General features: G+C 39.3%; 24 protein-coding genes. 13 read left to right on the top strand and 11 right to left on the bottom strand.

From position 1 onward, the window contains the following. Nucleotides 1–69: 69 nt before the first annotated feature. Entirely contained in the window at nucleotides 70–651 is a 582-nt protein-coding gene (gene pnuC, locus FTV17_RS00120) for a nicotinamide riboside transporter PnuC (protein WP_179997679.1), read from the bottom strand. 173 nt (nucleotides 652–824) lie between these two features. Between pnuC and FTV17_RS00115 the strand changes: the two genes are divergently transcribed. Further along, nucleotides 825–1,616 (top strand): crotonase/enoyl-CoA hydratase family protein, encoded by a 792-nt coding sequence (locus FTV17_RS00115; RefSeq protein WP_373687164.1) that lies wholly within the window; start codon nucleotides 825–827, stop codon nucleotides 1,614–1,616. Between the two features lie 22 nt (nucleotides 1,617–1,638). Next, nucleotides 1,639–2,538, top strand: coding sequence for an alpha/beta fold hydrolase (locus tag FTV17_RS00110; RefSeq protein ID WP_179997678.1), 900 nt, complete (start codon nucleotides 1,639–1,641; stop codon nucleotides 2,536–2,538). 8 nt (nucleotides 2,539–2,546) lie between these two features. On the opposite strand, the gene FTV17_RS00105 is transcribed toward FTV17_RS00110, so the two are convergent. After that, nucleotides 2,547–2,996, bottom strand: a complete 450-nt coding sequence (locus FTV17_RS00105) for a hypothetical protein (protein WP_179997677.1) — start codon at nucleotides 2,994–2,996, stop codon at nucleotides 2,547–2,549. Between the two features lie 353 nt (nucleotides 2,997–3,349). Between FTV17_RS00105 and FTV17_RS00100 the strand changes: the two genes are divergently transcribed. The 3 genes from FTV17_RS00100 to FTV17_RS00090 all read left to right on the top strand — a co-directional run bounded on the left by FTV17_RS00100 (nucleotide 3,350) and on the right by FTV17_RS00090 (nucleotide 5,876). Beyond that, nucleotides 3,350–3,550 carry a hypothetical protein gene (locus FTV17_RS00100; RefSeq protein WP_179997676.1) on the top strand — a complete coding sequence of 67 codons (201 nt, stop codon included), beginning with the start codon at nucleotides 3,350–3,352 and terminating at the stop codon, nucleotides 3,548–3,550. A 268-nt stretch (nucleotides 3,551–3,818) separates the two neighbouring features. Continuing rightward, nucleotides 3,819–4,883, top strand: coding sequence for an aromatic ring-hydroxylating dioxygenase subunit alpha (locus FTV17_RS00095; protein ID WP_179997675.1), 1,065 nt, complete (start codon nucleotides 3,819–3,821; stop codon nucleotides 4,881–4,883). Between the two features lie 51 nt (nucleotides 4,884–4,934). Next, a complete protein-coding gene (locus FTV17_RS00090) occupies nucleotides 4,935–5,876 on the top strand; it encodes a PDR/VanB family oxidoreductase (RefSeq protein ID WP_179997674.1) in 942 nt (313 codons plus the stop codon). A gap of 50 nt (nucleotides 5,877–5,926) precedes the next feature. Here FTV17_RS00090 and FTV17_RS00085 read toward each other — a convergent pair whose 3' ends face one another. From FTV17_RS00085 to mhpT, 3 genes are all read right to left on the bottom strand, one after another. After that, the gene (locus FTV17_RS00085; protein ID WP_035269117.1) at nucleotides 5,927–6,616 is read right to left on the bottom strand and encodes a GntR family transcriptional regulator; all 690 of its coding nucleotides are present in this window, start codon (nucleotides 6,614–6,616) and stop codon (nucleotides 5,927–5,929) included. 126 nt (nucleotides 6,617–6,742) lie between these two features. Further along, nucleotides 6,743–7,201 (bottom strand): MarR family winged helix-turn-helix transcriptional regulator, encoded by a 459-nt coding sequence (locus tag FTV17_RS00080; RefSeq protein WP_179997673.1) that lies wholly within the window; start codon nucleotides 7,199–7,201, stop codon nucleotides 6,743–6,745. Nucleotides 7,202–7,265: 64 nt separating this feature from the next. After that, nucleotides 7,266–8,498, bottom strand: coding sequence for a 3-(3-hydroxy-phenyl)propionate transporter MhpT (gene mhpT / locus FTV17_RS00075; protein WP_179997672.1), 1,233 nt, complete (start codon nucleotides 8,496–8,498; stop codon nucleotides 7,266–7,268). A gap of 271 nt (nucleotides 8,499–8,769) precedes the next feature. Between mhpT and FTV17_RS00070 the strand changes: the two genes are divergently transcribed. The 8 genes from FTV17_RS00070 to FTV17_RS00035 all read left to right on the top strand — a co-directional run bounded on the left by FTV17_RS00070 (nucleotide 8,770) and on the right by FTV17_RS00035 (nucleotide 17,941). Then, nucleotides 8,770–9,603: a p-hydroxycinnamoyl CoA hydratase/lyase gene (locus tag FTV17_RS00070; protein WP_179997671.1), complete on the top strand. Its 834-nt coding sequence runs from the start codon at nucleotides 8,770–8,772 to the stop codon at nucleotides 9,601–9,603. 49 nt (nucleotides 9,604–9,652) lie between these two features. Continuing rightward, complete coding sequence (locus FTV17_RS00065) at nucleotides 9,653–11,104, top strand: aldehyde dehydrogenase (RefSeq protein WP_179997670.1); 1,452 nt, start codon at nucleotides 9,653–9,655, stop codon at nucleotides 11,102–11,104. A gap of 78 nt (nucleotides 11,105–11,182) precedes the next feature. Then, nucleotides 11,183–13,069: a feruloyl-CoA synthase gene (locus FTV17_RS00060; protein ID WP_179997669.1), complete on the top strand. Its 1,887-nt coding sequence runs from the start codon at nucleotides 11,183–11,185 to the stop codon at nucleotides 13,067–13,069. 72 nt (nucleotides 13,070–13,141) lie between these two features. Next, a complete protein-coding gene (locus FTV17_RS00055; protein ID WP_179997668.1) occupies nucleotides 13,142–14,281 on the top strand; it encodes an acyl-CoA dehydrogenase family protein in 1,140 nt (379 codons plus the stop codon). A gap of 48 nt (nucleotides 14,282–14,329) precedes the next feature. Next, on the top strand, nucleotides 14,330–15,583 hold the full coding sequence (locus tag FTV17_RS00050; RefSeq protein WP_179997667.1) for an OprD family porin: 1,254 nt from the start codon (nucleotides 14,330–14,332) through the stop codon (nucleotides 15,581–15,583). 52 nt (nucleotides 15,584–15,635) lie between these two features. Next, on the top strand, nucleotides 15,636–16,169 hold the full coding sequence (locus tag FTV17_RS00045; protein ID WP_179997666.1) for a DUF3237 domain-containing protein: 534 nt from the start codon (nucleotides 15,636–15,638) through the stop codon (nucleotides 16,167–16,169). A 22-nt stretch (nucleotides 16,170–16,191) separates the two neighbouring features. Then, entirely contained in the window at nucleotides 16,192–16,578 is a 387-nt protein-coding gene (locus FTV17_RS00040; protein ID WP_179997665.1) for a PaaI family thioesterase, read from the top strand. Nucleotides 16,579–16,642: 64 nt separating this feature from the next. Continuing rightward, complete coding sequence (locus FTV17_RS00035; protein ID WP_373687172.1) at nucleotides 16,643–17,941, top strand: MFS transporter; 1,299 nt, start codon at nucleotides 16,643–16,645, stop codon at nucleotides 17,939–17,941. Nucleotides 17,942–18,060: 119 nt separating this feature from the next. On the opposite strand, the gene pcaG is transcribed toward FTV17_RS00035, so the two are convergent. The 6 genes from pcaG to pcaF all read right to left on the bottom strand — a co-directional run. Next, the gene (pcaG, locus tag FTV17_RS00030; protein WP_092766915.1) at nucleotides 18,061–18,690 is read right to left on the bottom strand and encodes a protocatechuate 3,4-dioxygenase subunit alpha; all 630 of its coding nucleotides are present in this window, start codon (nucleotides 18,688–18,690) and stop codon (nucleotides 18,061–18,063) included. Between the two features lie 14 nt (nucleotides 18,691–18,704). After that, entirely contained in the window at nucleotides 18,705–19,430 is a 726-nt protein-coding gene (pcaH, locus tag FTV17_RS00025) for a protocatechuate 3,4-dioxygenase subunit beta (protein ID WP_179997663.1), read from the bottom strand. Nucleotides 19,431–19,465: 35 nt separating this feature from the next. After that, entirely contained in the window at nucleotides 19,466–19,864 is a 399-nt protein-coding gene (gene pcaC / locus FTV17_RS00020; RefSeq protein WP_035269644.1) for a 4-carboxymuconolactone decarboxylase, read from the bottom strand. 47 nt (nucleotides 19,865–19,911) lie between these two features. After that, nucleotides 19,912–20,694, bottom strand: a complete 783-nt coding sequence (pcaD, locus tag FTV17_RS00015) for a 3-oxoadipate enol-lactonase (protein ID WP_171076801.1) — start codon at nucleotides 20,692–20,694, stop codon at nucleotides 19,912–19,914. Continuing rightward, nucleotides 20,691–22,049, bottom strand: a complete 1,359-nt coding sequence (gene pcaB / locus FTV17_RS00010) for a 3-carboxy-cis,cis-muconate cycloisomerase (protein ID WP_179997662.1) — start codon at nucleotides 22,047–22,049, stop codon at nucleotides 20,691–20,693. Before pcaB ends, pcaD begins: the two co-directional genes overlap by 4 nt. Before the next feature lie 62 nt (nucleotides 22,050–22,111). Continuing rightward, on the bottom strand, nucleotides 22,112–23,253 hold a 1,142-nt coding region (gene pcaF / locus FTV17_RS00005; protein WP_179997661.1), incomplete at its 5' end, for a 3-oxoadipyl-CoA thiolase.

Genomic DNA, 23,253 nt, shown 5'->3' with positions numbered 1-23,253 from the left:
ATTGTTACGTCGATCTGCTTTATTTTGCAGATCGAATCATTCAAATCAATGTCCAAGGATGTAGATTTTTCAGAGTGAGTAGACGGTTTGCTGTTGAACTTGATATTTTTTCTTCCACTGAAGATAACCTAATAAGGCTAAAACAATAAATGCGCCATAAAGACCAGCCGTCAAATATAGATCTTTATACATAAACATCATGACATAGATGATATCCACCGCGATCCAAGCAGGCCAAATTTCCAAATATCGTTTAGACGTCCAATATGTAATAAGCAGACTTAAACTTGCCAATTGAGCATCTAAATAAGGAATGGAAGCATCCGTAAAATAATCCAGACCTAAACCAAAAATAAGTCCTGCACACATCGTAAAAAACACATGTTTGATAATTCTCAACCCTTGAATACGATTGATGGCAAGTTGCTCTTGTTGTTTAAACTGAGCTTTCCATATCCACCACCCATACACACCTAAACCGATAAACACGCATTGCAATATCGTTTCACCATAGAGTTGATAGTCATAAAATAACTTTGCATATAAGCCATAAGCCACGAGATTCACAGGCCAACACCAAATATTACGGCGAATCGTGAGGGTTACACCCAATACACTCATCAATACTGAAATAATTTCTAAAAGGCTCATACACTACGTAAAATGATCGTGGTTTATTTGATACGCCTATCCTAACGTATATTGAATGGCACCATACATGATTCTTAACGAACACGACTTAGCGCTGTTCAATTTGAACTGCACAGTTTTGACCTAACCATTAAACTCCTCTAAAAATAGAATATCCTCAATGGAAAATAATAATGATGAATACAACTCAAATGACCAGAATAACTATTGAAATTCGTAATCATCTGATGCTGATTGGTTTAAACCGTGCTGCGAAGCGCAATGCATTTGACAGCCTTATGATTGATGAACTTTCACAAACACTTACCACCTACGAAGACCAGACCGATTTACGCTGTGCTGTGATTTATGCACATGGAGAGCACTTTACGGCAGGATTAGATCTGGTTGAGCTTCAGCCGCGTATGTCAGATGGTATATTTTCGGAAGATATGAATCTGATTAACCCATGGGGCACGACTGGTCGTAAACGAAAAAAACCAGTTGTTGTCGCTGTGAAGGGGTATTGTTTCACTGCTGGAATCGAACTGATGTTAAATGCCGATATCTGTATTGCCCATCAAAACACCCAATTTACTCAACTTGAAGTGCAACGTGGCATCCTCCCCTTTGGCGGAGCAACTTCACGCTTCGTGAAAACTGCAGGTTGGTCTAATGCAATGCGCTACTTATTGACGGGGGATTTTTTTGATGCTGCAACTGCATATCGACTTCATTTAATTACCGAAGTAACAGAACAAGATCCGCTTGACCGTGCCATTGAACTTGCCAAATCCATCGCTTCAGCTGCTCCACTCGCTGTTCAAGCCACATTGACGGCTGCTCATGAAGCGATTTCACATGATGAACAGTACGCTTTTAATCAGTTAAAGACTCATCTTCTTCCACTAATACAATCTGAAGATGCAGTCGAAGGTATGCGAGCAATGAGCGAAAAACGTCAACCTCGCTTTAAAGGTCAATAGTTCAATATCGGGAAATATAGACATGCAAGCCATTCCAAATGTGAACCAGATGCCAAGAAGCATCAATAAAACTCAAGTTCAGTTTCCTGCCTTAGATAGCTATATGCTCACCGGCACTCGCTACCTATCATCTGGTGTGAAGACTGTTGCACGTATTATTGTGGCTTCAGCGACAGCGGTTCCCCAACCTTTTTATCGCAGATTTGCAGAGTATGCTGCAGAACGTGGTTTTGAAGTGCTAACCTTTGATTATCGTGGTGTGGGGGCATCATCTCCAGCACAACTCAAAGGTTTTAAAATGAGTTATTTGGATTGGGGGAAACTTGATCTCGCTGGTGCCATTGAATACTTTTCTAGCGATACTTTCCCCTTATTTGTGACTGCACATTCCTATGGTGGTCAAGCCTTGGGACTTACCCCTAATCATCATCGAGTCAGTGCCATGTGTTGCTACGGCACAGGTGCAGGTTGGGCAGGATATATGCCGTTCAAAGAAAGATTCAAAGTATCCGTGATGTGGAGCATTGTGTTTCCACCCATTGTCGCAGTCACAGGTTATTTACCTTGGAGTAAATTCAATATGGGCTCTGATCTGCCTTTAGGGGTATATCAACAGTGGCGTCGTTGGTGCAAAAATCCGTTATATTTTTTCGCTGACCCAGAACAAGAGGATTTAAAAGCACAATACGCAAGTGTTAAAACCAAAATTTATGCTGTTTCAGCATTAGATGATGACTGGGCTCTTCCAAATTCGAGAAAAGCCTTTATGCAACATTATCGTTCTGCTGATATGCGCTACATTGATATCACAGCTAAACAATCTCAAATGCCTGCAATTGGACACATGGGATACTTCAAAAAAGGCGCAGAGAAAATTTGGGATGACATGCTCCAAAATTATCTCAATTTAGTTAATGATTAAATTCTAAATTACTGAATGAAGTCAGATTGATGCTCTACCCCTTGTGCGTCAGTATGTCGATACATGATGCCATATTGACTCACATAGTATTCAAGGGATTGATTGCGAAATTCCCATAAAATCGACCACTCACCTAAATCAAATTGATTGATCTGACATAAAGTTCGTGATGGCATCTTGTTCAAAAACTCATATTGAATTTGCTGAGCAAACTTGATATCACGATGATTTACACGTTTCTCAAACATTAATTTTGCAACCTCATCAAACATACGAATGTCTTCGACAGAATCTGTATCATACACCAAGCGCGCTGGCTGGCTGAGATCAGTAGACTTGAGGAGTTTTGTTAAATCAAAGTGCCTCTGCGTATTCCCCATAATCAATTTAGGTTGTAATAATAGTCGCCATACGGCATAGCAACTGACCAAAGCAAAACACACCACGATTAGCATCATATTTTTTACTCATTCCGATGATTATTCGTTGAATCGTTCATTACAGAAATGATTATTTCTTAATTTTTATTTTTAATTTTCTTGGGGTTATTAAGTTTTAACTTTTAAAATATTAACTTAAAAACCAGTAGAGGGATGGCACGAAACGTAACAACTCATTTCAAAATCCAGATGTTATGTAAACCGTGTAAATCTAGGTAATTTTACTCAATCAATATCACTTAAAAGTACATTGAAAGATTCTCATTAAAATAGGGTTTAAAATCTTAGTGTTCTAAATCATTACGACATGTTTTGTCGTTTAACTTGATCCGCATCTACATTATTCATTTCTCAAATTTTATAATTTAACCATGAACTATTCCCGTAAACGCAAACCCATTACCAGTACATGGCCAGTTGAGCATGACTGCTTCCTCATTGAAAACAGTCATCTTGAACTCGAAGCATTGCAACTGACGCTGCCTTATTCTGCTCAAGAAATTCAAGATCGCCAAGAAATCTTGGGGCTCACGAGACGTCGTCGTCAAATGAAAAAATTAGGTCAATTTTAATTTTCTAATGCAGCTAAAAATAAAATCCCAATAATCGATCAAGTTTAAGCATTTTTTGTTTAATGAATTAACCCTCGTCCCCCTCTCTGACAATGAATCAATTTCGCCATATTCTTAGATGGTGATTTGCCATCATTTTTGCTCAAAAATAATTATTATTTAAATGCTCTCTCAAAAATGGATCCAAAATATTTATTTTCAAAGTTTATTATTGACTTTTTATCTAAAAAATAGAATTATTGGATCCAATTGATAAGGAGATCAACTCATGTTTGTAAAAAATACTTGGTATGTGGCGGCACGACCTGAAGAAGTACAAGATAAGCCTCTAGGAAGACAAATTTGCGGTGAAAAAATGGTTTTTTATCGTGGAAAAGAAAACCAAATACATGCCATTGAAGATTTTTGCCCACATCGCGGTGCACCTTTGTCATTAGGCTTTGTTGAAGATGGTCAACTGGTCTGTGGTTATCATGGGTTAGTGATGGGATGTGACGGTAAAACGGTTTCAATGCCTGGCCAACGTGTACGTGGCTTTCCTTGCAATAAAAGCTATCGCGCAATTGAAAAATTTGGCTTTATTTGGGTATGGCCAGGAGACCAATCGCTTGCAAGTGAAGATCAACTCCCAACTTTAGAGTGGGCTGAAAATCCAGAATGGGCCTATGGTGGTGGACTATTCCACATCAACTGTGATTACCGTTTGATGATTGATAACTTAATGGATCTCACCCATGAAACATATGTTCATGCAAACAGCATTGGTCAAAAAGAAATTGATGAAGCTGCACCAACCACTCGTGTTGATGGTGACCATGTTGTGACTGAACGTCATATGGAAAACATTTATGCACCTCCATTTTGGCAAATGGCTCTAAAAGGTAATAATCTCGCTGCAGATGTTCTAGTAGACCGTTGGCAAATTTGTCACTTTCATGCACCTAGCAATGTTCATATTGAAGTTGGTGTTGCCCACGCAGGACATGGTGGTTACAACGCACCGGAAAATAAAAAAGTGTCTTCAATCGTTGTAGATTTTATTACCCCCGAAACGGAAACGTCTCACTGGTATTTCTGGGGAATGGCTCGACACTTCCAACCCGACAACATCGAATTAACTAACCAAATTCGTGAGGGACAGGGCAAAATTTTCTCGGAAGATTTAGATATGCTTGAACAACAGCAACAGAATTTATTGAGACATCCTGATCGTAAATTGCTGATGCTGAATATTGATGCAGGCGGTGTTCAATCTCGAAAAGTAATTGACCGCTTGATCAGCTTAGAGCAAACGAATGATGAGCAGAAAATTACAACTTTGAATGTTGTTTAAAGTAAACCCACATTTTATCAGTTTTTCATTTTACCAAGGAGCGATACTCACATGGATGTGACTATTCAGAAGATTTATCGTCATAATGAACACATTTTATCTTTCGAACTGGTAAACACCCATGGTGAATTATTACCAGCTTTTCAAGCCGGTGCACATATTGATGTGCACTTAGGTAATCAATTAATTAGACAGTATTCTTTGGCAAATTGTAGTTCAGAGCAGCACCGTTACGTCATTGGTGTCCTGAATGATCCTTTATCACGTGGTGGTTCTAAATTTATTCATGAACAACTTCGTGAGGGTCAGCAGCTCAAGATTAGTGAACCACGAAATTTGTTTGCCTTGGTTCCTGAGACAGAATATGCATATTTGTGTGCAGGTGGAATCGGTATCACTCCTATCTTAGCAATGGCTAAAGAGCTTAAACGCAATAATCAGCCCTTCCAATTACTGTATTTTGTGAAAACGAGAGCTTCTATTGCATTCCAACAAGATTTAGAGGCTCTAGGAGATTCCGTCCACATCCATATTGATGATGAACCTGAAACACATATTCTTTTGAATACGGTCTTTGCCTCTCCTCATATCGATCATCATATTTATGTATGTGGCCCAGATGGTTTTATGAACTATGTGATCCATACCGCAGAAACGCTCTCTTGGCCTAGTCATCAAGTACATAAAGAGCATTTCAGCGCACAAGCTATTGATACCAGTCAAGATGGCAGTTTTGAAATTGAGATTTTAAAAACAGGGCAACGTATTCATGTCGCAGCTGATCAATCTGCAGCACAAGCTTTAGAACATGCTGGAATCTGTATCCCTTTATCTTGTGAACAAGGTATTTGTGGCACTTGCTTAGTGAATGTAGTTGAAGGTGAAATTGATCACAGAGATATGTATTTAACTGAAGAGGAACAAGCTGCAAATGATCAATTCACACCTTGTTGCTCAAGAGCCAAATCTCAACGAATTATCATTGATGTTTAATTTGGATCGATAGATTTTCAAGTGTAGCCCTTCATTAATTGAAGGGTTTTTTATATAGACCCATCTGTGTGAAATATTGAACGCATAGTCTCCCCTAAAGTAACCACATGACTATGCTCACGCATTAAACTTTCAGCGCGTGCTGAGTCTTGTTGCTTTAATGCATTGAATATTGAGCAGTGTTGGATATGCGCATATTGCAAACGACGAATTTCAGACAGCGCATTATTTTTATCATAAGTCAGTGCTTGTGCAGATGCCATAGGTAACTGATTGTTTTTACTGAGTGCTTGCACAATTGCGACATTATCCGAGCCTTGAATAATAGTATTGTGAAAAATAGTGTTGTAATGGTGATAGGTTTCTAAATCATCGCTTGTTAATTCTGGTTTATTGAATATGGAATCAATTTGCGTAATACAATTCAAAAGTGTTTGATGTTGATCTAACGTCATGCCTTTTTCAGCAAGCGTTTTTGCAGCAAGACCTTCTAAAACTCCACGTACATGCAAAGCATCATGAACTAATTTGGATGAAATTTCTCGAACAGTATAGCCTCGAGTTGGATTTTTAACGAGTAAGCCTTCTTGCTCTAAAAGCCGAAAAGCCATTCGAATAGGTTGACGCGATACACCTAGCATTTCAGCAGTCGGAATTTCAGCCAAACGAGAACCTCCTGCAATCTCCCCAGAAATAATCATTTTTCGAAGTTCAATTAACACTTGCTGCCCTGAAGACATATAACTACTCAATTTTTTTGATCATGATTGATCCTAACGAGTCAGATTTGGAATATCAATCTCTGTTGACTTAAAGGACGCTTTTAGGCCGGAAATTCACTATTCTATTTTTGATAACTGAGGTGATTATGAGTTCGTATCATCAATATTTATTTTTTGAAGATTGGTTGCCATTAACTCTAGATTGTTTCGAATTAAATAAGCTAAATGGATATCTACCCCATCTAACATTTTTTGTTCTATCTCATTAACAATGTTTCGACATTGTTCGAGTTTTTCAAATCCTTTAGGCGTTACATTAATTAAAATTCTTCGTCCATGTGAGGGATCTGAAGCTCTACTGATCCAATCGTGGTTTTGTAAATCTTGTAGAATTTTATTGGTAGATTGCGGTTTAATAAATGAACGTTCTGCAAGTTTTGCATTAGATAGATTGCCTTTCGCAGCGATAACTGACAATGCTGTAAACTGAGATAAGGTGATATCTAAGTCTTTTAAACGTTCAGTTAAAAGTTTACTCACAATACGATCAACCCTTGCAATTATATAGCTCAGTGTCGGAATCGAATGATTAACTTCTGACATTTTATCTTCCTTAATAGATGAACAAAAGTATGACTACTGTCGTAATCATACTTTTAACATAAGTTTAACGTGTAGTTATATTTAGCACAGCATCAGACTGCTCTGCACGTGGCTTGCGTACAAGCATTAATGCCGCAATAGCTGCAAATAAAATCAGTGGAATACTTGCACCAATGACCATTGCTGAACTAGAACCTAACGACAGTAGCATGCCAGCAAATAGTGGCCCAGCAAAAGATCCTATACGCCCTACTGCGACTGCAGCGCCTACGCCCGTCCCACGCATTTCTGTTGGATAGAACATCGCTGCCAATCCATAGAGCGCTGATTGGCCACCTACAATAAATAGACCACACCCCACAGCAGACAATACAAGTAAGGCAACAGTTGGAGAGATTGCAAGACAGCACAGTGATAACAAGATGCCAATATATATAAATTTAATTACAGTACTCATGCGAATCTTATCAAGTAAAGTTCCCATGAGAATCGATCCGAAGATACCACCGATGTTGTAACCAATTTGAACATAATTCGCTTCTGTTTTTCCTAAACCTTGTGCACCCATCAATAGTGGCAACCAGTTGAGTAAAAAATATAAAACAACTAACGTAAAGAAAAAACTGATCCAAATTTGAATCGTGGAAAAACGCCGTTCTTTTGCAAACAACACTTCAAAGAATGGGGTAGAAGTTTTATTCTTCGTCGCTGTTAAATAGTCTTTAGACTCCGGCAAATATTTCATTAGCAAAGGGATTAGAAGAATTGGAGCGAAGCCACCAATGTAGAAGATATGTCTCCATTGCGCATCACCAGCTAAACCCATTGCCACGAATGATGTCAACATTCCACCAAATGGAATACCGCTATACATAATACTGACTGCAATGCCTTTATGTTTCTCTGATACTGCCTCTGATGCCATGGTGATCATCATTGGTAAAGCACCACCCATCCCTAACCCAGTTAAGAAACGAATGATTAAAAGCAGTGTATAATCAGAAGCATATGCCGTTAGAACTGACATCACTCCAAAAATTAAAATACTGGTCAATAGAACTGCCTTACGCCCAATTTTATCAGCGTAACGACCTCCTAATAATGCACCAGGTAAAGTACCCAAGATTGCCGCGCTAAACGCCCATGCCATTTGAGTATTATCTAAGCCAAACTCTGCTCGCATCCGTGGTGCTGCTACGCCCATTGATTGAAGATCGAAACCTTCAAATACAGCGATAGCGAAACACAGTACGAGTGTAAGCGTAGCTTTAGTCTTACTACTTACACTTTGTTCCATTTTTTATTGTCCCTTTTAGAGCTTTTAAAATACTTTAAAAAAAATACACATCCTATGTATTGCCTCCGTCCAGGCAACTCAAAAAATATCACCTAAACTTATCAAATAATCAATATTTTTTTTCAAATAAAATTCATTTAAAGTATTATTTTAATAATTATCAATTAATTATAAAAAATTTATAAAAAATTCAAAAAAACACTTGTATGTAAGTTTAACTGATATTATCTTAATTCCATCAGGACATAAAACAAACATTAAGGAGCTTATCATGTCTTATCAAAATCGCTGGTCCACTGTAGATGTAAACGTTGAAGCTGGCATTGCTTGGGTCACTTTAAATCGCCCAGAAAAGAAAAATGCGATGAGTCCAACCTTAAATAAAGAAATGATTGATGTACTTGAAACGCTTGAACTCGATCCAGAAGCAGGTGTTGTGGTACTCACTGGTGCTGGAGATTCTTGGACAGCAGGTATGGACTTGAAAGAGTACTTCCGTGAGGTTGACAGCCAGCCAGAAATTTTCCAAGAGCGAATTCGTCGTGATGCATCACGTTGGCAATGGCATTTACTTCGTTTTTATTCAAAACCAACGATTGCAATGGTAAACGGCTGGTGCTTCGGTGGTGGATTCTCACCACTAGTCGCATGTGATCTAGCCATTGCAGCAGATGAAGCTACATTTGGCTTGTCTGAAGTGAATTGGGGAATTCCTCCAGGTAACTTAGTGAGCAAAGCTATGGCTGATACAGTTGGTCATCGTGCTTCTATGTACTACATCATGACAGGCAAAACCTTCTCTGGTGTTGAAGCTGCAAATATGGGCTTAGTGAACAAGAGTGTTCCACTCGCACAATTACGTGCAGAAGTAACTGAACTGGCAAATAATTTGCTTGAAAAGAATCCAGTTGTACTGCGTACAGCGAAGAATGGTTTTAAGCGCTGTCGTGAGCTGACTTGGGAGCAAAACGAAGATTACTTATACGCCAAACTGGATCAATGCAACTACCGTGATGATGAAGGTGGTCGTGCACAAGGTATGAAGCAATTCTTGGATGACAAAACAATCAAACCAGGTCTTCAAACTTATAAACGTCCTGCTTAAGCAGAATCTACTTTTTTCGTCATGATGGACATGTAAGGAAACATTCACCATGCAAAACGTACAGTTACTTATTCACGGCCAATCTGTTGCAGCAAGTTCAGGACAAACTTTTGAAAGAATCAGTCCAATTAATGGCTCAATCGCATCAACGAGTGCAGCAGCGACTTTAAGCGATGTTGATCGTGCAATTGAGTCAGCGCATGAAGCATTCAAAACTTGGTCTCTTCTATCACCAACAGACCGACGTTTAAAATTGCTTAAAGCTGCAGATTTGATGGATCAAAAAACTGAACAGTTTATTCAAACTGCAATACATGAAATAGGTTCAACTGCGACGTGGTATGGCTTTAATGTCCATCTTGCTGCCAATATGCTGAGAGAAGCAGCAGCCATGACTACACAAATTGATGGAAATATTATTCCATCAGATGTTCCTGGCAATATCGCTATGGGTGTTCGCGTTCCATGTGGTGTCATCGTTGGTATGGCGCCGTGGAATGCTCCTGTTATCTTAGCCACTCGTGCCTTAGCGATGCCTCTGGCTTGTGGGAATACAGTCGTACTTAAAGCATCTGAAGCTTGCCCTGCAACACATCGATTAATTGGGGAAGTACTTCATGAAGCAGGTATTGGCGATGGTGTTGTCAATGTCATTACTCATGCCCCGCAAGATGCTCCACAGATTGTAGAGCGTTTAATCAGTCATCCATTGACTAAAAGAATTAATTTTACAGGTTCAACGCATGTAGGACGAATAATTGCAGAAACTGCAGCGAAATACCTCAAACCAGTGTTGCTGGAACTTGGTGGCAAAGCACCGGTCATTGTATTGGAGCAAGCGGACCTGGACGAAGCCGTTAATGCCATCAGTTTCGGCGCTTTTTTCAACCAGGGACAGATCTGTATGTCGACAGAGCGTGTTCTTGTGGATGAAAAAATTGCAGACCAATTCATCGAAAAATTGATCAATAAAGTTCAGAATATCAGAGCAGGAAATCCACTTGAGAGTCAAGAACCTCTGGGCGTTCTAGAAAGTTTAAAAGCTGCAACAAGAATCAAAAATTTAATTGAAGATGCACGTGAAAAAGGTGCATATTTACCACTGGGTTTAAGCATTGATGGTGCTATGATGCAACCTACTATCGTAGTTGACGTCACTAAAGATATGCAGATTTATGCCGAAGAATCTTTTGGTCCTGTGTGCACCGTTCAACGTTTTAAAACTGTTGATGAAGCAATCGATTTAGCAAATGACTCAGAATTTGGATTATCTGCAGCAGTTTTTAGTCAAGATTTATCCCTAGCTCTAGATGTTGCTAAACGTATCGAATCAGGTATTTGTCATATTAATGGTGCAACCGTTCATGATGAAGCGCAAATGCCTTTTGGTGGTGTGAAACAAAGTGGTTATGGACGATTTGGGAGTAAAGTCTCAGTTGCAGAGTTCACTGAGCTGCGTTGGATCACCATGCAAACCAAAACTCGTCACTACCCTATTTAACGAACATTTCAAAGAGTTGACATGAAGTCAGCTCTTTTCGTTGGAAAAGAATAGCTAAAAATACATGGAGTGAAAACAATGTCGAATATGACGGTTCATACGCATAAATATCCTGAGCGATTTGTTAAATTAGGCAGTCACGAGATTGAGTTTCAATCTAAAAATGGCACTTTGTATATTTCCCCAAAAGAACAACTTAAACCATACCCACAAAAAATTACTGACCGTTTAATTCAATATGCTCAAACGCATCCCGATCGTGTATTTGCAGCAAAACGTGGTCATGATGATGAATGGATTAAGCTTACATACGCAGAAACATTAGATCGAGCATGGCGTATTGCACAAAGTTTGAAACAGTATTCACATCTTTCAACTGAACGTCCTATTGTCATTCTATCTGGAAATGATCTAGAGCATCTAACTTTGTCAATGGGAGCAATGCTTGCAGGGATTCCATTCTCCGCAATTTCTCCTGCCTATTCACTTATTTCTAAAGATTTTGGCAAGCTCAAACATGTGTTTGATGTTCTAACACCAGGTTTGGTTTTTGCTAATGATGGTCAAGCTTTTGCTAAAGCGATTGAACATTGCTGCGATACAGATGATATTGTGATAGTTACGAATTCTGGAAAATTTGGTGAGAAAAATTGCCTTGCTTTCTCCTCACTCCTCTCCTCTGAAATTAATGATATTAAAGATCATTATGAGACAATTGATGAACATCAAATAGCGAAATTTCTATTTACATCTGGCTCAACTAAAATGCCGAAAGCGGTACCTACAACTCATTTGATGCTATGTACCAATCAACAAATGCTGCTTCAGACCTTCCCTGAATTTGAAGAGACCCCCCCAGTATTGGTTGATTGGTTAGCATGGCATCATACTTTTGGTGGTAGTCATAATGTAGGAATCGCATTATATAACGGCGGCACAATTTATATTGATGACGGCAAGCCAGTTCCAGGAAAGATGGAAGAAACCATCAGAAATCTTAAGGAAATTGCACCTACTGTGTATTTAAACGTTCCTAAAGGATGGGAAGAAATAACCGTAGCACTTGAACAAGATGCTGAGTTACGTGAAAATTTTTTTAGTCGAGTTAAAATTTTGTTTTTTGCTGGTGCTGCACTATCAGAAGCTGGTTGGAACAGACTTGACCAAATTGCGCAGTCACACTGTGGGGAACGTATTCGTATCATGAGCGGTTTGGGGATGACTGAGACTGCACCATCATGTGTGTTTACAACTGGTCCCAAAGTAATGGCTGGGTTCATTGGATATCCAGCTCCAGGTTGTGAAGTGAAATTAGTTCCTTATGGTGACAAACTTGAGTTTTGTGTTCGTGGTAAAAATGTCATGAAACATTACTGGCGTCTACCTATGGAACAACAAGCTAATATCTTTGATGATGAAGGCTTTTATCGCACTGGGGATGCAGTGAAGTTAGTAGACCCATCCGACCCGAGTCAAGGACTCATGTATGATGGCCGTATAGCTGAAGATTTTAAGTTGAATACAGGTACCTTTGTCAATGTTGGAACATTACGCAATAAAGTTCTCATTACAGGTAATCGACTTATTCAAGATGTTTGTATTACCGGATCTAATTTAAGTGCGATTGGTTTTTTAATATTTCCCAAAATTGCAGATTGCGCTGAGTATGCAGGATTAGATTTAAGTCTAGTGGATACTAAAGAGGTGCTTCTACACCCTAAAGTTCAACAGTGGTTTAAGCAGTTTTTAATTGATTTCAACAAAGATGCGACAGGTAGTTCAAACACTGTTTCAATGCTTTACCTCATGATTGAACCTCCACTTCTTGATGCAGGAGAAACCACTGATAAAGGCAATCTCAATCAAAGTGGTATCTTGAAACGTCGCATAGCAATGGTGGAAGAGTTATACGAAAAAAACATCAATAATCCACTCATTATTCGCATTCCAACCCTTAGAAATTAACTCAACTTTTTTATTCAGCAGCGTTTAGTCAAACGCTGCTTAGACAGTTGCATTCAAAATTAGGATAACGCTATGCAGAAAGATAGTGATTTTGAGCTGTTTCGGGACAATTATCGACGCTTCCTAGCAGAGTTTGTCGCCCCATATTATGAGTCATGGGAAGAGCAAGGACTCATGCCTCGACAAGTTTGGGATCAACTTGGACAAAATGGATTTTTATGCGTCGATGTACCTGAACAATATGGAGGTTACGGCGCACCGATATATTATTCACAAATGATCGTTCAAGAAACTGCTCGAGCGGGCTTCTCTGCGTTAGCCGTTGCAATCGGTGGTCAGAGTGAACTTGTTTCACCCTATATCCAGAATATTGGAAGTGAAGATCAAAAACAATATTGGTTACCTAAAATGGTATCCGGTGAAGTTGTTACAGCTATTGCAATGACTGAAGCCAATGCAGGCTCAGACCTACAAGCCATCCGCACTCAAGCCTTATTAGATGGCGATCATTATGTAGTGAATGGTTCAAAAACGTTTATATCGAATGGTCAACATGCAGATCTCATAGTTTTAGTTGCTAAAACTGATCCTCAAGCAAGAGCTAAAGGTATTTCGATTTTATTGGTGGATGCTCATTTAGATGGAGTAAAAAAAGGTCGTGGTCTAAAAAAAATTGGACTTCAATCTCAAGACACTGCCGAATTATTTTTTGACCAAGTCAGAGTTCCTAAAGACCAATTATTAGGTCAGGAAGGTCAAGGCTTTAGCTATCTCATGCAAGAACTTCCACGTGAGCGTTTGAGTATTTCTCTCATGGCATTAGGCGCTTTGCAAGGTGCTTTAGAAATTACTCAAGAATATGTCCTCGAACGTAAAGCTTTTGGACAATCAATTGCACAATTTCAAAATACTCGTTTTGTAATCGCTCAAGCCAAAATTAAAACTCTAGCAGCCGAAGCCTTTGTCGAAAAATGTAAGTTGCTTTATCAACAGGGAGTATTGGATGTAAGCGAAGTTGCGGCATTGAAATGCTTCATCACTGATACCCAATGTGAAGTCATTGATCAACTTCTGCAATTGTTCGGGGGATATGGATACATGCGGGAATATCCAATATCTCGATTTTATGTCGATGCACGTGTTCAAAAAATTTATGGGGGAACCAATGAAATTATGAAAGAAATCGTTGCAAGAGAACTTTTAGGAAAATAACACAAAGATTACCTCTATGTATTAATACTATTTCAGGATGAAATAAAGATGAAAAAATTATGGATCACACCACTTCTATTATGTACCGCTCCAGCATTTGCAAATAATTTTATCGACCAAAGTAAAGTCGAATTAACTGCACGTAACTTCTACTTTGACCGTGACTTTAAAGTTGAGAATAGATACCCCGCATTAAGAGACTGGACACAAGGATTTATCTTTAAAGCGCAATCTGGATTCACCGATGGAACGATTGGTTTTGGTTTAGATCTATTAGCGACTGCAGGTTTTAAACTGGATGCTGATGCTAAATATGGAGGTACAGGAAACTTAATTCGTTCCTTGGAAACCAATGAGCCTGCAGATCAATATGGTGAAGTTGGAGTCACTTTAAAAGCTAAAGTTTCTGAAACCGAGGTACGTATAGGGACCCTTCAACCCATGACTCCTGTTTTAGTCGGCTCTCCAGCACGACTTTTACCTCAAACTTATCGAGGTGTTGCAGTTCAATCTAAAGATATTCAAGGTCTGGATCTCCAAGCATCCTATATTGATGAAGTAAATCAACGTGATTCTACAAATTATGAAGCTATAAAGATCTCTGGAGTAAATGGTCGTTATATTTCTGAAGAAACAGATTATTTGTATTACTTAGGTGGACATTATGACTTGACTAATAATCCATTGCGGTTGACTGCATTTCATATGGATGTTAACGACTTATATCGCCAATCGTTGTTAGGCATAACCTATAAATATCCAATCTCAAATCAATCCACTTTTACGACACAGTTGCGTTACTACATTAGCGATGAAGATGGGACTGCTAAAGCGGGTTTAGTTGACAATAATTTACTTCATAGCCATTCAGAACTTCAACACCAAAACCATAAGTTTATCTTTTCTACATTTCACCACTTTGGAGATACTGCTTTTCCGTACTTAACTGGAGGAGAAACTGGACTAGCAATTGATACTTGGACTGGTGAGTTTTTGAATGCGAAAGAGCGTGTTTATAGCCTGCGTTATGAATACGATTTTAAAGACTATATTCCAGGTCTTCGTTTTATGACCCGCTATACCCATGGTAGCAATATTTACGCACCACAGTTGGGTGGTACAGATTTTTCGGAAGATGAATTGGATTTTGATCTAGCTTACACAGTTCAAAATGGCCCACTAAAAAATTTAGGTTTACGCGCGCGTTACGCGATCTACGATAATGATATGCCAATTACCGCCAATATTAAGCCAGCCAATGAAACTCGTATCAATATTGATTACACGTGGAAATTTAAATAATAACAAAAGGGTTCTTTACTGAGGAACCCTACCCTCTCTAAGGATAATAAGTATGAAATATTTAATCGGCTTATTGGTCTATACCACCAGTGCATTAAGTCTGGCAAATACCCAATATTCACCACAACCCATAAAACTTGAACCCCTTGCGACTTTCAATGTTGAACTCACAGCCCCAGTTTGGGAACTGGGTAAAACTTCAGATTTAGGGCAAAGACGCATTATCCCGATCACTGGAGGATCTTTTTCTGGACCAAGTTTGAAGGGGCGTATTCTTAATAATGGTGCAGATTGGCAAAAGGTCGATAGCAAAGGGTTGGCATATATAGATACACGCTATTTATTAGAAACTGATGATGGTGCTCTGATTTATTTACAAACTAAAGGTTATCGCCATGCTTCACCACAAGTACTAGAACAATTAAGTCGTGGCGAAGATGTTAATCCCACTCAATATTACTTCAAGTTAACCATGCAGTTTGAAACTAGCTCAGAAAAATATGCATGGTTAAATCAGACAATTGCAGTTGGAAGTGCAATGCGTCTCGGAAAAGCCATGATCTATGATGCATTTGCAGTGAAATAAATATTAAAAGGAGTACTTTTCAATGGACGAACAAGTTTTATCTTATTTACCCCCTATTCATCATTTATTGGGTGGTCATCAACTTCAGTGGGACAAGGAAAAGCGAGTAATTTCAGTTCAATATATTGCTCTTGAAAGTTTTACCAACCCTAGGGGAAGTGTTGAAGGAGGCATGATCTGCGCCATGCTTGATGATGCAATGGGAATTTTAGCTGCCTTAAATCAAACAGAAAAACCAGCTGCCACAATTAATTTAACAATTAATTTCTTCAGACCATGTGAAGTTGGTGAAGTATTGGCAAAAGCGTGGTTCATTAAAGAAGGACGTAAAATTTTAAGCATTGAAAGTGAAGCTTGGCAGCATGGAAAGTTAGTGGCAAAAACCAGTGCTGCATTTATGGTTCTATAAGGATTAAAAAAAGAATGGATATCTTAAAATTAAAGGATTGTGTCGATAATGACAAAATAAGTTCATATCAAAAATTCGTCGTTTTTTCTGTTTTATTTTATACATTATCGATGGATTCGATTTCATGATAATGGCTTATTTGGCAAGTTCAGTTGCCAATGAGTTTTCATTAACTGGTACTAATATAGGAACTTTAATTAGTGCTGGTTTAATTGGTATGACCGTCTGTTCATTTTTACTTGCACCTCTCGCAGATAAAATCGGTAGACGTAATTTAATTAACCTTTGTCTATTAATCTGTGGTCTGAGCATGTTTGCATCTGCATTTGCCACCGACTTTAAACAATTGGTTCTGTGCAGATTTTTCACTGGTGTTGGTATTGGTGGTGTTCAAATCAGTGCTATGATTTTGGCCAGTGAATATTCTCCGACTAAATATAAAAGTTTTAGTGTTGGTATATTATCTGCCGGTTATGGGATTGGAGCAATTAGCGGAGCACTACTTGCTGTATATAGCTTAGAAAGTATCGGTTGGAGACAAGTATTTCTAATTGGTGGATTCGTTACTACATTTGCTTTTCTGTGCTCATTGAAATTTTTACCAGAATCGATCGATTATTTATTACTAAAACAACCAAAACATGCTTTGGAAAAATTGAATCAAATTTTCTCTAAAATGCATAAAAAACCAATTCTCACACTACCCAAAGCATATGTAGAAAATCAAAAGTCTTCTTACGTAGAAATATTTAACCACAAGTATTTAGTTAAATCCCTTGTATTATGGGTTTCTATATTCTTTATTCTTTTTGGTTTTTATTTCGTGATGGGCTGGACACCTAAAATTCTCAATAGTTCTGGTCTAGATAACTCATTATCTATTAAAACTGCCATGATGATCAGCGTGGGTGGTATTTTAGGTAGTTTTATCATTGGTGTTCTTAGTTCTAAAGTCAGCGTATACATCAATCAAATTGCCTTTTTAATCCTCACGTACGTATGTATTTTATTGTTTGTGAACAATACAGATAATTTAAATATATTAATTATCGTTGCCACAACGCTAGGATTCTTTATTAATGGCTGTTTAGCTGGAATCTATGCCATTTCTACACAGCTCTATGAGGCAGATGTACGATCAACAGGCGTGGGGATTGCAACTGGTGTTGGTCGTTTTGGTGGTATTTTCTCTCCAATCATTGCGGGATACTTTTTAGACCTAGGGAACTCGCCTTTAGAATTGTACGGAAATTTTGGTTTTGCATTTGTTTTAGCAGCTATTGCCATTTTCATCATCTATAAGTTAAAACAAAAATCCGTAGTAAATACACCATATGTCGTTTTACAAAAAGAGCCACAATAATTTATGCTCACGAATATATAACTTTGTATTGTTAAGATAAGTTGTTTCATCAAAATCTATTGATAGAAACAACAAAAGGTCAGTGAAATCACTGACCTTTTTAATTTCTTGTTCAAAGTTTAAATATCAAAGAATACAGTTTCATTTTCACCTTGAATACGAATATCGAAACGATAAACGATCTGACCATCACGCTCTTCACGCTTAGCAATGAGTGTTTGACGACGTGGCGCCCACTCAATGCCATTCAAAATTGGGTCTTTCGCATTCGCTTCAGCTTCATCCTCGAAGTAAACTCGAGTATGTAAACCTAAATTGATACCACGCGCAAAAATAACCAGCGCGATATGTGGTGCTTGCTGTGAACCCTTACGTCCAGGAACAGCACCTGGTTTGATCGTATCGAAGCTCCAAAAACCAGTGTCAAAATCCGCACCCGCTCTACCCCAACCTAAAAAGTTTGGATCTGGCTGCTTCCCTTGCGTATCCTGTTGACTTGGATAAACACCATTGGCATCAGCTTGCCAAATTTCTACGAGTACATCGCGAAGTGGTAAACCCAATCCGTCAAAAACTTGCCCTTCGAGGCGAATACGTTCACCTTGAGTGCCATCTTTCACCATTTGATTATTGAAGCTATGCTCAAATACTTCTATACCTGCTTGATTAGGCATTAATCCAATATGGACATATGGACCACCTGTTTGAGATGGTGTTTCATGTAATTCTTCAAATTTCCAGCCATTCATCCTGATGCTCCCTATCAAGTCAAATCATTTTCAAAATATGTCGCACGACGACCACGTAAAGTAATGTCAAAACGATAGCAACGACTATCTGCTTCAATAAAGTTGCTCTTGTCTTCGAGCGCAATTAAAGCTCTTCGCTGTTGTTCTGAAGGAACAGTTTTTAAAATTGGACAGCTATCAATTAATGTATCGCCTTCAAAATAAAACTGGGAAATCAAACGCTGTGCCCAGCCATCTGCCATCACAGAAAAATGGATATGTGCTGGACGCCACTCATTGATACGGTTACGCCACGGATAAGGTCCTGGTTTTATCGTTCTAAAAATGAAGAAACCATTTTCATCTGTGAGCATTCGACCGCAACCACCAAAGTTAGGGTCCATAGCTCCCACATACTGATCATTAGGATGGCGATAACGTCCTGAGGCATTCGCTTGCCATACTTCAATCAGAGCATTTTTAACTGGACGACCAAATTGATCACGTAAATAACCATAAATAATGACGCGTTCACCAACAGGTAAACCATCTTTTGCATAATTTAAAATTAAATCATTGTCTTTAGGACCCAATAAGTCTGCGCTAAAGTGAGGTGCAGTAACCTCGGTTAATGTTTGCGCAATCGAAATCAGTGCATTTTTCGGTGAACGTAATACACTGGTTTTATATCCCGGTGCATATGCTGGTGGATGATCATCTGTATTTCGCTGTGCATAAGCACCCATCAGAATTTGAGACATGAATCTCTCCTTATTCAATTTAAAATATCGTCCGTTTATTTAATTTTCTCAGGCGAAATGCCTAACTCTGCAAATACTTCTTCTGCCATATGCATTGCAGCATTGGCTGCAGGAAGTCCTGCATATAAAGACGCATGCAAAAATAATTCTTTAAGATCATCTTTAGTAACGCCATTGTTGAAACAAGCACGAATATGCATTCTGAGCTCTGCTTCACGCCCCAATGCAAGTAAGATTCCAATCGTCACCAAACTACGTGTATGTCTTGGCAATCCTGGTCGTGACCAAACCTCACCCCATGCAAAACGACTAATGAAGTTTTGAAAATCAGCATTAAATTCATTTAAATTTTCAAGTGAACGCCCGACATGGGCTTCACCCAAGACTTCAGTACGGACTTCTAGCCCCTGCTTATAACGTTCTTCATCATTCATGAGGTTGTTCCTCTTTAAAATTGAAATTATTTGATGTTCAGATGTGCTTAAGACTGAATAAAAGCAAGCAATGCTTGGTTAAATTCAACTGGTCGCTCAATATTGGATAAATGCGATGCATCTATGACTGCAAGTTGACAGTCAGGTATATGTTGTTTTAAAAACTCACCATCATTCACTGTGGTCACAGGATCTAAGCCGCCACATAATGCCAAACAAGGCACAATAATTTTTCCAAGTTGATTGCGTAAATCCGTCTGAGCTAAAGCACGACAAGAGGCTGCATAGCCTTTAGGCTGAGTGACAGACAAACTCTGAATGGTTTTTTGAGCTGTCACATCGTGTAAATAATCAAACTGTTCACTAAACCAACGCGTATGTGTAGTACTGACGATATCAGCCAAACCATTTTGTTCAACCGCATCTGCACGACTCAACCATGCCTCGGCATTTCCAATTTTTGCTGCTGAATTTGCAATCGTAATAGAGTTAAAACGCTCTGGTGCAATTATGCCTAATTGAATCCCAGTAACTCCCCCCATGGAGATACCACAAAAATGTGCTTTTTCTATAGAGAAATGATTGAGTACATCAAGGACATCATTGGCCAAATCAATGATTGTGGTATTTTCAATGACACTACTTCTTCCATGACCACGTGTGTCATAGCAAATCACATCATAATCTTTGGAAAAATAATCAATTTGGGCTTGCCACATGCCATGATCAGTGCCCAGTGAGTTTGAAAAAATGATGCTTGGTTTTGTATCGTCACCAAAACGATAGACCGCAAGCTGCTGACCATTACGATTATTGATTAATGTCATTATGGTGTACTTCCTTGAACGCTCTCTAGTACCGCATCTATTTGTGCTTGAGTATTTCCTAGATAATGTTGCGGATTAAAAATCTGACGGAGTTGATCTAGATCAAAAATAGCTAATATTTCTGGATTATTTTGTACAACATCGAGTAAGTGTCGTTGTTCGGCAACTGCTTGCTTACAAGCAGCTTCCACAAGATGATGTGCATTCAATCGACCCATCTGAGGTGCGAGTGACATCATCAGTGCTTCAGCCATGATTAATCCTTGCGTGCACTCTAAATTTCTGAACATATTTTCAGGATCTACTTCTAATCCCGTAAATACATCGATTGCTCTACTTAAACTACCCGCCGTCAGTTGAAATAACTCTGGTAACGCTAGCCATTCAGCATGCCATGCACCTAAACTTCGTTCATGTTCTTGTACTAAGCTTTGGTAGATACTTGACATCAATGCAGGGACGCGATTTGCAGCGGCTAGAATTGAAGCAGCTGCAACAGGATTACGCTTATGAGGCATCGTCGATGACCCTCCACGCCCAGCACCACTCGGTTCAAACACTTCTGCAATTTCTGTTTGCATCATGAGTGACCAGTCACGGGCCATCTTGCCCAAGTTTCCTGTAATCGTTGCAAGTACATGTGCAATTTCGGCTACACGATCTCGCTCCCCATGCCATGTACATACGGGTGTATTTAAACCAAGTTTTTGTGCATAGGTACTCACTACAGCCGAACCATATCCAGTTAATGAAGCTAAAGTACCTACCGCACCACCTAACTGCGCTGTTAAGACATGTTGCTGTAACTGCTGAACACGCTTTAAATCTCGATCTAAACTAGAGAGCCACCGTGCTGTTTTATGTCCAAAGGTAAGCGGTAAACCTTGTTGCAACCATGTACGTCCGATCATCACCTGATCACGGTATTGAATCGTCAGTTTTTTAGTTGCCTCAATAGCTTGAATAAGTTGCTTTTCGATCAGCTGTAACGCATCTTGAGCTTGCAGCATAAAGGCCGTATCAATGATATCTTGGCTGGTCGCACCCCAATGCACATAACGAGAAGCATCTTCATTGATTTTTTTTACAGCAGCAGTGAATTGCTTTACGAATGGAATTGCAATATTGCCAGCGAGACCACTGGACTGTGCCAAATGATCAAAATTAATAATGGAATGAATTTCTTGTTCTGCAACACGTTGAATCGTTTCAGCAGCAATTAAGGGAACAACACCAACTTCAGCTTGAGCTTGAGCCAGTGCAACCTCTGCACGCAACATATATTTTACGAGTGCTTCATCACTAAATATGATATTTACATCATTCTGATAAAACAAACTTGCATATAACTGACTCATAACTTATCCCTATTACGCTTCATCATGTTTTTCACCATAAAGCGTCTTTCCAAAAATTGCTGTTAAACTTTTTCAATAATTAAAGCGATGCCTTGACCCACACCAATACACATAGAGCACAATGCATATTTGCCGCCAGTTGCCTCTAGTTGGTTGAGAGCAGTCGTCACCAAACGCGCACCTGATGCACCCAATGGATGACCTAATGCAATTGCACCACCATTTGTGTTTACACGCGCATCATCGTCGGCTAAACCTAGGTCACGTGTACACGCCAATGCTTGTGCTGCAAATGCTTCGTTCAGCTCAATCACATCCATTTGCTCTAGTGTTAAACCTGTTTGAGCCAATAACTTTTTAATCGCAGGTGCAGGACCAAAGCCCATAATGCGAGGTTCAACCCCAACAGTGGTTGCACCAATTACTTTGGCACGAGGTTTTAAACCATATTTTTCAACAGCTGCATCAGACGCAATCAGAATCGCTGCCGCACCATCGTTAATGCCTGATGCATTACCTGCGGTTACTGTACCGTCTGCTTTTACAACAGGTTTTAACTTAGTTAACGCTTCTAAAGTGGTTGATGCACGAGGATGTTCATCTTTTGCCACCACAACCGCATCACCTTTACGCTGTGGAATAGTCACAGGCACGATTTCTTGATCAAAGAAACCACGTGCTTGCGCTGCAGCCGTACGTAGTTGGCTGGTTAAAGCAAATTGGTCTTGATCAGCACGACTAATATTGAACTGTTCAGCCACGTTTTCAGCCGTTTGCGGCATGGTTTCAACACCATACATTTCTTTAAGCTTCGGGTTGATAAAACGCCAGCCCATGGTGGTGTCTTCAATCTTTTGACTACGACCAAATGCACTCTCAGATTTACCCATCACAAATGGAGCACGTGACATAGATTCAACACCACCTGCCACAATCACGTCAGCTTCACCTGCTTTAATGGCACGCGCGGCCATTGCTACGGTATCGAGTGATGAACCACATAAACGATTTACTGTGGTTGCAGGTACTGTATAAGGAATACCTGCTAAAAGCGCCGACATACGACCGACGTTACGGTTATCTTCACCGGCTTGGTTGGCACAGCCAAATAAAACGTCATCGACGACATTCCAATCCACAGAAGGGTTACGTTCTATTAACGCTTTTAATGGCACTGCACCTAAGTCATCCGCACGGACAGGGG

Origin of the sequence: Acinetobacter sp. YH12239 (assembly GCF_013417635.1) — a bacterium.
Lineage (GTDB): Bacteria > Pseudomonadota > Gammaproteobacteria > Pseudomonadales > Moraxellaceae > Acinetobacter.
The sequence above is the reverse complement of the archived record's forward strand: the minus strand, read 5'-3'. Positions and strand labels throughout refer to the sequence as shown.